Here is an 8,809-nt window from a genome sequence, read left to right on the forward strand (position 1 = left end):
TCCGAACGAAACGCACTTCCCCCATCCTGGGGGGCGCCGACACGGCCGCGCAACGTTTTCTTTGCGGCTTCTGTGAATCGGCTTCGCGCGGCCTACTCAGACGACGTCGGCCTCGGCCACGACCGGGCTCGCCACGCCGTTGGCGTCATCCGGCAGCCGTCGCTCGAGAGCGATCGCGAGCACGCAGATCAGCACGGACCCCGCGACCATGGCGACGATGAACCACAGCTGGCGCCCCTCGCCGAGCAGCAGCCCCGCCGCGATCGGCCCGGCGATCGCCCCGCCCTGGAACGCCGCCGCGTTGATCGCGTTGTACCGCCCGCGGCTGCGGTCGGAGGCGAGGTCGTTGCAGATCGCGGGGACCGTGGGCTGCAGCATGGTCTCCCCGAAGGCGAAGACGCCCATGAACAGCAGCACGCCGATGGCCGCCGTGAGCGACTCCGGCAGCAGACCCGTGAGCCCGAGGAGCACCCAGGAGAGCCCCCAGATGAGCGTCATCACCTGCATCACCCTGGTGCGGCGGCGCCCCCGGATGAGCTTCAGGACCGCGAACTGCAGGAGCACGATGACGGCGGTGTTCACCGCGAAGGCGAACCCGATCACCTGGGTCGAGACGCCGGAGACCTGCCGCGCGAATGCGGGGAACCCGCCCTCCATCTGCCCGTAGCCGATGAACACCGCGAGGAACGTCAGCAGGGTCAGCCACAGCACGGCCGGCCTGCGCAGGATCTGCCGGTACCCCTCGGCCTCGGTCTCGTGCTCCGCGGAGGGATCCGCGTGAGTGCGCACATGCCGCAGGGGCCCGAGCAGCAGCGCCATCGGGATGAGCGAGCCCGCCGCGTCGATGAGGAAGATCGCGGTGAACGTCTCCGGCCGGTGCACGTCGATGAAGAAGCCGCCGATGATCCCGCCGACGCCGATGCCGAGGTTGACCAGGGCGAAGTTCACGCCGAAGTACTGCTGACGGAGCTCCCCCGCGACGATCGTGGCGATCAGCGCGTTGAATCCCGGCCAGGAGACGCCGAAGTTCACCCCGATCAGCACGAGCGCGATCGCCGCGACCGCGGGTGATGTGGCGAACGCGAGGAGCGTGCAGCCGGCGATCATCGCGACGAGGCCCGCCAGCAGCACGCGCCGGGCGCCGTAGCGGTCGATCAGCGTTCCGCCGGGACCCGTCACGACGAGGCCCGTGACGGCGATGACGCTCATCAGCGCGCCGGAGACGCCCAGGTCGAAACCGCGCACCTCGTGGAGGTAGATGATCGTGAAGGGCAGGGTCAGTCCGCGTCCCAGCGTCTGGATGGCGACGGTGGACAGCAGCCAGCGCCCCGTGGTGGGGAGCGCGGCCCAGAAGGTTCTCATTCCGGTCACCGCACAAGTCTGCCGGTGACCACGGACACTCGCGCTCCCCGCGCTCTCCGCGCGTCGGACTCAGCGCGCAGCGACGCCGATCCTGGCGAGAGCCTGCGCGAGGTCGCCGATCAGGTCCTCCGGATCCTCCAGGCCGATCGAGAGCCGCACGATGTCAGCACCTGGGCGGGCCTCGGCCGCGACCGGCCGGTGCGTGAGCGCCGCAGGGTGCTGCACGAGGGAGTCGACCCCGCCGAGCGACACCGCGTGCGTGAACAGGCGCACGGATCCGGTGAGGGCCTCGGCCGCCGCGTAACCGTCGCGCAGCCGCACGGCGATCATCGCACCGCCGCCGCGCATCTGCCGCGGGATGAGACCGCGCTCGTCGCCGATCCCCGGGTAGAACACCTCGGCCACGGCCGGGTGCTCGGCGAGCCACGCGACGACGCGCTCCGCGGAGCGCTGCTGCCGCTCCATGCGCACCGGCAGCGTCGCGAGGCCGCGGTGCAGCAGGTAGGCGCCGAGCGGGTGCAGCAGCGCGCCCGTGATCGCGCGGACGCGGCGCAGCGCCTGCGCGGTCTCCTCGGAGCACGCGATGACGCCCGCGATCACGTCGCCGTGGCCGCCGATGTACTTGGTCGCGCTGTGCAGCGACATCCGCGCACCGAGGTCGAGCGGGTTCTGCAGCAGCGGCGTCGCGAACGTGTTGTCCACGAGCACGGGAACCTCCCCCGCCTGCGCGACGACCGCCGCGATGTCGACCATGTCCAGCGTGGGGTTGCCCGGGGTCTCGACGACCACGAGGCCGGTGTCGGGGCGCAGGTGCGCGCGCACCTCGTCCTCGGCGCAGAAGGTGGTCTCCGCGCCCAGCAGCCCCGAGTCGAGCAGGTGGTCCGTCCCTCCGTAGAGCGGGCGTACCGCGACGATGTGGCGCTTGCCCATCGCGGTCGTGTGAGAGAGGATCGCCGCCGTCATCGCCGCCATGCCGCTGGAGAACGCGACGGCGGCATCGGCGTGCTCGAGCTCCGCGAGGCCCTCCTCGAAGCGGGCGACCGTCGGGTTCCACAGCCGGGCGTAGACGTTTCCGCCGTCGGGCAGCGGGTGTCCGCCGGTCGCCATCGACTCGTACGAGTCGCCGCCGTGCACGATGTCGGGCAGCGGGTTGGTCGAGGAGAGGTCGATCGGCGCGGCGTGCACGCCGAGGGCGGCGAGGTCGGCCCGGCCGGCATGCACCGCCACGGTCTCGGGTCGCAGCGGCGTGTCGTGCAGGGAATCGTCGTCGATCATGCTCCCAGGATCCTTCTGCGCGCAGGGATTCGCCAGATCCATTGCTGCACAGAAGCTTTGAAAGTGCGAAGGTTGTTCCGGACACAACATTCGGGCGTCCTGAGGAGCGGATCTTGATCGCGGAACAGCACGGGGTCGACGCCCTCGACCTGAGGATCCTCGCGGCGCTGTCCGCACAGCCCGATGCGCCGATCAAGCAGCTCGCCGCCGCACTGGGGATCCCCGCGTCCACGTGCGCGTTCCGGCTGCGCTCCCTGCGCTCGCGCGGGGTGATCCAGGGACTGCGCCTGCAGCTCGATCCCGCAGCGCTCGGCTGCCCGGTGCAGGCCGTGATCCGCGTACGACTGGGCAACCACAGCAAGACCGGCGTCGAGGCGCTGTTCGATGCGCTCGAGACGACGGAGGGCGTGCTGCAGGTGTTCCACATCGCGGGCGCCGACGATTTCCTCGTGCACGTCGCGGTCGCCGATGCGGCGGCGCTGCGCGACATCGTGCTCGAGCGCATCACGGTGCACGAGGTGGTCCGCGCCACGGAGACGCAGCTCGTGTTCGAGCGGCGAGACGGCGCTGGCATCGCCGCACCGCGCTGACCCGCGTCGGCGGGCACGGCGGCTGTACAACGCCGCGGAGGTTCGGCACTCTGAGGTTGTGGTGTCGCACCACCGCGCGGATCAGGACCGACCCGTGCGCTCGCCGCAGAGGGAGCAGATGCATGACCGCCTCCGAGAACGCCACCCGCGACGCCGTCACGGAGCCGTCGGAACCGCGTGAGACCCCCCGCTGGCTCCGCACGGTCGGGACGTATCTGCTCCGCAACCCGTTCAGCGCGATGCTCGCCGTGATCGTGCTGGCCGCCGGGTTCGTCACAGGGACGTTCCTGGGCCGCTTCCCGCAGGAGTTCGCGGCGTCGGTGAGCACGACCATCGAGGACGGCGACTGGTGGACCCCGCTCACCGCGCTGCTGTTCGGGGACTCGGTGATCGGCGGAGTGCTCGCGATCCCGCTGATCCTCACGGCCGGCGCCTACGCGGAGCGCAAGCTCGGGAGCGTCCGCGCCGCGTGGACCTTCTTCCTGACCGGAATACTCGCGATGGTGATCGGGCTGAGCGCGCAGGGGCTGCTCGTCTCCTGGGGTTCGCAATGGGGCCTGCTCGCGAGCTACGACGCCGTGGCGGATCCGACGATCGGCACGGTCGGCATGCTGATGGCCGCGAGCTCCTTCGCGCCCGCCCTGTGGCGGCGCCGGATCCGGGTCGTCGGCTTCACGCTGCTGGTGATGTTCGCGCTCTACGCCGCGGACAGCGACAGCGTGTTCCGGCTCATCTCCGGCGTGCTCGGGCTGCTGCTCGGCCTCCTGCTGGCACGGGGCGCCGTGCGCGCGACGTGGCACCGCAGCTCTCATCGCGAGGTGCGCACCCTGGTCGCCGCGATCGTGGCCGCGACCGGGCTCGGGCCCTTCATCGTGCTCATCTCCGGCGCCTGGTACGCGCCCCTCGGGCTCGTGGTGTCCGGCTTCTCGCCGATCGAGGCGGAGCCGATGCCGCCGTCCTGCGTGCAGGACTGGACGGCCGACTGCGTGCGTCAGGCCGACGCGATCCTGAACTCGGGTCCGGGGCCGTTCCTGGTGAGCCTCGTGCCGCTGCTGCTCACGCTCCTCGCCGCCTGGGGGCTCCGCACCGGCCGCAGGGCCGCGTGGATCATGGCCCTGGTGGTCGACGCGGTGATCGCCCTGCTGACGGCGACGTCGGTCGGGATCAACGATCTGCTCGACGACAAGATCCGCGGCGCCCTGCTCATCGAGGACGGCATCGCGATGATCCTGGCCGTGCTCGTGCCGATCGGCGTGATCGCCCTGCTGCTGTTCACCCGACGGCACTTCCGGGTGAGCGCGCCGCGGGCGGCCGTGCGGCGCTTCACGCTCACGGTCGTCGGCGCCTTCGTCGTCTTCGCCGGCATCTACCTCGTCATCGGGCTGATCGACGGCGACAACTACCTCGACGGGCAGCCGTCCCTCGGCGAGCTGCTGGCCGACCTGGTGCGCCCGTTCGTCTCGAGCGGTCTGCTTCCCGCCATCGCGGATGCCGGGATCCCGGTCGACGGCGCCGCGCTCTTCGTCTACCAGTGGGTCGGCGTGCCGTTCTGGATCGTCTTCATCCTCGCGGCCGTGCGGCTGTTCCGCGCCACGCAGGTCGACCGGCACGTGATCGAGGAGGCGCGCTTCCGTGCGCTCCTGCGCGAAGGGGGCGGCGGCACCCTCGGGTTCATGGGCACGTGGGCGGGCAACAGCTACTGGTTCACAGCCGACGGCCGGGGCGCCGTCGCCTACCGCGTCATCCGCAAGGTCGCCCTGACGATGTCGGATCCGGTCTGCGCCGAAGGCGCGGAGCGCGAGACCGTCGAGGCGTTCATCGCGTACTGCGAGTCCCAGGGCTGGTCGGCCTGCTTCTACAGCTTCCACGAGCGCTTCCTGCCGGTCTTCCAGTCGTTCGGGTGGCAGTACATGTCCGTGGGCGAGGAGACCGTGATCGACCTGGCCGGATTCGAGCTCGCGGGCAAGGCGTGGCAGAAGGTGCGCCAGCCCCTGAACCGCGGCGAACGCGAGGGCATCACGACCCTCTGGTCGACGTGGCACGACCTGCCGACCCGCTATTCGAGGGAGATCACCGCGGTCAGCGAGGAATGGGTCGCGCACAAGAAGCTCCCGGAGATGGGCTTCACCCTCGGCGGGATGGAGGAGCTCAAGGACTCCGACGTCGGGATCTTCCTCGCGATCAACAAGGACGGCGGGATCGAGGCCACGACCAGCTGGCTGCCGACCTGGACCGACGGCGAGGTCACCGGCTGGACCATCGATTTCATGCGGCGCAGCGACGGATCCATGCCCGGCATCATGGAGTTCGTCATCGCGTCCGCCGCCCTGCGCATGAAGGAGCAGGGTGTCCAGGTCCTCAGCCTGTCCGGCGCCCCGCTCGCGACCAAGCCCGGCGAGGAGCCCGCGGAACCGGGCGTCATGGACCGCCTGCTCGGCTGGCTCGGGGAGATGCTCGAACCGGCCTACGGCTTCACCTCGCTGTTCCGGTTCAAGAGCAAGTTCAACCCCCGCTACGAGACCATCTACATGGCGTACGCGGATCCCGCCCAGCTCGCGAGGATCGGCATGGCGATCGGCAGCGCCTATCTCCCCGAGGCGACGCCGAAGGAGTACCTGGCGCTCGCGCAGACCATCACCAACCGCGGCGGCGACCGCTGAGGACGTCCGGATCCCGCCACGCCGAGACGGCGTTTCGCGGCCAATGTATGGAACTCTCAGGAACGATCCGTATTATTACGGAGTTGTAACACCACTCCGTTCCCCCGATGACGGAGACGTCACACCCTCTCCGCTGCCCGAGGAGCACATCATCAGTTCGCGAGCCCCCGAAACCGCGCACACCCCTGCCCGCACGCCAGAATCCCCGTCCGCGACCGCCGGCCCCGCCGTGCCCCGCTCGCGCCGGGAGATGAGAGAGCAGGCCGCCGCGCAGACCTCCGCCCCCGCGCAGACCTCGGATTCCACCGCCTTCTCGCGCACCCCCGCGGATCCCGCCGCCTCTTCGCCGTTCTCCCCCGCGACCCCTCAGGCGCACATCCCCGCACCTCCGCGAGCTCCCCGTCCCACGACCCGCTCCGCAGCCCCCGAGCAGCTGTCGGCGCACGTCGTCCCGGCCGGCAAGCGCCCCAGGCGCGGCGCGAAGAACCTCAGCCGCAGCACCGGTGCCGCCCTCGCGATCTCCGCACTCGTCGTCGGGACGGCGCTTCCGGCTCTCGGGATGGTGCGCGCGACCGACGCCAAGCCGGCGACCAGCGCCGCGGCCGACATCCGCGCCCAGTCGTTCACGGCCGCCAACGGCGTGCTCCCCGACGTACAGGTGCACGGCACGTTCACCGCGACCACGCCGTCCGAGCTCAGCGCGATGCAGGCCGCCACGGCCGCCGCGCAGCGCTCCGGCGTCGCCTCGATCGCCAAGCCCGGACAGGTCATCTACCCGATGGCGGCGGGTTCGTACACGCTGACCGACGGTTTCGGCGCGGCGCGCACGGGCCGCAGCCACATGGGCCAGGACTTCGCCGCGCCCATCGGCACCCCGATCTACGCGGCCGCCGACGGCTGCGTCACCCTCTCCTCGGAGAGCTACCAGGGCTACGGCGTCACGGTCGAGATCTCCCACCCCGCGCTCAGCGGCAGCAACGCCGTCTCGACGCTGTACGGGCACATGACCTACGGCAGCCGCGCGGTCCAGGCCGGCGAGTGCGTCACGGCCGGCCAGTTCATCGGTCGTGTCGGCGACACCGGCTGGACCGTCGGCTCCTGCCTGCACTTCGAGGTGCACATCAACGACAGCGCCATCGACCCGCTCGCCTGGCTCGAGTCCAACGTCTTCTGATCCGACCTCGGACCGCGACGAGGCCCCCGCTCCGGCGGGGGCCTCGTCGTCTTTGCGGGCCGATCGCCGATCAGCACCGAACCCGATCAGTGATGAGCGTGCGGATCCACGAGCGGCAGCTCGGTGCCGCCGTGATCGTGCCCGCCTCCGTTCGCCCCGGCATCGGTCTGCGCCAGGCCGGGGGTCACGAGCGCGGCGACGAGCACGGCCCCCAGCACCGTGCCCACCGCCCTCGATCGCGACATCCGGGCCGAGGACTCGCCGTCATCGGCCCGGCCCTCCCCCGCTCCCCGCGACCGCGCCGCCATCGCTCCCGCTGCGACGACGAGCACGGACGAGGCCGCGACCGCGATGATCGGCGCTCCGCCCAGAAGAGCGACCGCCCCCAGGATCACCGCGAGGATCGCGCCGAGCGCTGCACCCCTCCCCCGCTCGATCCGGCCCGCGCGGAGGACCGCGACGCCCCAGCCGAGCTCAGCGACGCCGATGACGAGCATCGGCGCCAGCAGCACGACGGTGCGCGGATCGCCCTCGGCACCCGTGACCGAGGCGCCGATCGCCAGGTGGATCAGACCCGCGCCCCAGGCGAGGAGCGCGGGCCAGCTGCGCAGCACGACGACCTCAGGCCATCGCCCCGCGCGGCGCGGTGGGCTCGACCCCGATCCCGACGGCGAGGAGCAGCAGGGCGCTCGCGAGGTGCAGGAAGTGATCGAACGTGTTGAGCGCGAGGATGTTCGCCGCCGTCCCGACCAGGAAGAAGCCGAGGATCCCGAGCAGCAGATAGGCCGCTCCCACGACGGTGTTGGTTCCCTTGGCCGCCCGCGTCGAGACGAGGCCCGCCACGAGCAGCGCCGCCCCGATGAGCAGGTGCGCGACGTTGTGCAGCGGATTGACCATGAAGATGCCGAGCAGCATTCCGCCCTGCGTCGCCAAGAAGGACACTCCTCCGGTGACGGCGAAGCCGAGCGCGCCGACGACGATGTACACGGCGCCGAAGATGACGCCGATCAGACGGTTGGGTGACGAACGCATTTTCTCCTCCTCGAGTGCGGCACGATGCCGCTCACCCTCTGTTCGGAGTCGTGCGCGGATCGGATGGGATCATCTGCATGACGCGGAGATCGACCACGGATTCCGCTCCGCGCGCGGCGGATGTCGCCATGTGTCAGGGACACTGTCACACCCGGTTCCGCGCCCCTATCATCGAGCGATGAGCACTCGCCCCTTCCGCGCGGACATCGTCGGCAGCTTCCTCCGTCCCGCGGCGCTGAAGGCCGCCCGGCAGAGCCACGCGGACGGTCGACTCGACGCCGCCGGCCTCAGGGCCGCAGAAGACGCCGCGATCGCCGACCTCGTGACCAAGCAGGCTGACGCCGGCCTGCTGCCCGCCACGGACGGCGAGTTCCGGCGCTCCTGGTGGCACTTCGACTTCTTCGACTTCCTCGACGGCGTCGAGATCGTCGAGCTGGACCACGGGATCCAATTCCGCGGGGTGCAGACCAAGCCGCGCGGCGTCGAGATCTCCGGACCCATCCGCTTCGATCCCTCGCATCCCTTCCTCGCGCATTACTCCGCGCTGCAGAAGACGATCGAGGGTTCGACGGGCGCCGTCCCGAAGTTCACCATCCCGGCGCCGACCGTGCTCGACTTCCGTCTCGAGCCGGACCACATCACCGCCGAGGACTACGACGGCAGGGATGCGATCGTCGACGATCTGGTGCAGGCCTATCGCGACGCCCTGGCCGCGT

General features: G+C 70.8%; 7 protein-coding genes and 1 pseudogene. 4 read left to right on the forward strand and 4 right to left on the reverse strand.

Translation table 11 applies throughout. From position 1 onward, the window contains the following. Positions 1-96 precede the first annotated feature (96 nt). Both B7X32_RS01915 and B7X32_RS01920 read right to left on the reverse strand, forming a co-directional pair. Positions 97-1,362, reverse strand: coding sequence for an MFS transporter (locus B7X32_RS01915; RefSeq protein WP_292715249.1), 1,266 nt, complete (start codon positions 1,360-1,362; stop codon positions 97-99). Between the two features lie 69 nt (positions 1,363-1,431). Next, entirely contained in the window at positions 1,432-2,637 is a 1,206-nt protein-coding gene (locus B7X32_RS01920) for a PLP-dependent aspartate aminotransferase family protein (protein WP_292715232.1), read from the reverse strand. 113 nt (positions 2,638-2,750) lie between these two features. On the opposite strand from B7X32_RS01920, the gene B7X32_RS01925 reads away from it, so the two are divergent. From B7X32_RS01925 to B7X32_RS01935, 3 genes are all read left to right on the forward strand, one after another. Beyond that, complete coding sequence (locus B7X32_RS01925; RefSeq protein ID WP_292715235.1) at positions 2,751-3,227, forward strand: Lrp/AsnC family transcriptional regulator; 477 nt, start codon at positions 2,751-2,753, stop codon at positions 3,225-3,227. Between the two features lie 122 nt (positions 3,228-3,349). Continuing rightward, positions 3,350-5,887 carry a DUF2156 domain-containing protein gene (locus tag B7X32_RS01930; protein WP_292715237.1) on the forward strand — a complete coding sequence of 846 codons (2,538 nt, stop codon included), beginning with the start codon at positions 3,350-3,352 and terminating at the stop codon, positions 5,885-5,887. Between the two features lie 250 nt (positions 5,888-6,137). Then, positions 6,138-7,061: a M23 family metallopeptidase gene (locus tag B7X32_RS01935; RefSeq protein ID WP_292715240.1), complete on the forward strand. Its 924-nt coding sequence runs from the start codon at positions 6,138-6,140 to the stop codon at positions 7,059-7,061. Between the two features lie 86 nt (positions 7,062-7,147). Here the strand turns inward: B7X32_RS01935 and B7X32_RS01940 are convergent, their stop codons facing one another. Next, on the reverse strand, positions 7,148-7,675 hold the full coding sequence (locus tag B7X32_RS01940; RefSeq protein WP_292715243.1) for a hypothetical protein: 528 nt from the start codon (positions 7,673-7,675) through the stop codon (positions 7,148-7,150). A 7-nt stretch (positions 7,676-7,682) separates the two neighbouring features. Next, positions 7,683-8,093, reverse strand: a complete 411-nt coding sequence (locus tag B7X32_RS01945) for a DUF4383 domain-containing protein (protein WP_292715246.1) — start codon at positions 8,091-8,093, stop codon at positions 7,683-7,685. A 178-nt stretch (positions 8,094-8,271) separates the two neighbouring features. Here B7X32_RS01945 and B7X32_RS01950 point away from each other — a divergent pair. Then, positions 8,272-8,809 (forward strand): annotated as a pseudogene (locus tag B7X32_RS01950) (5-methyltetrahydropteroyltriglutamate--homocysteine S-methyltransferase); the annotation flags it as partial.

It is taken from the genome of Microbacterium sp. 13-71-7, from assembly GCF_002257455.1.
Lineage (GTDB): Bacteria > Actinomycetota > Actinomycetes > Actinomycetales > Microbacteriaceae > Microbacterium.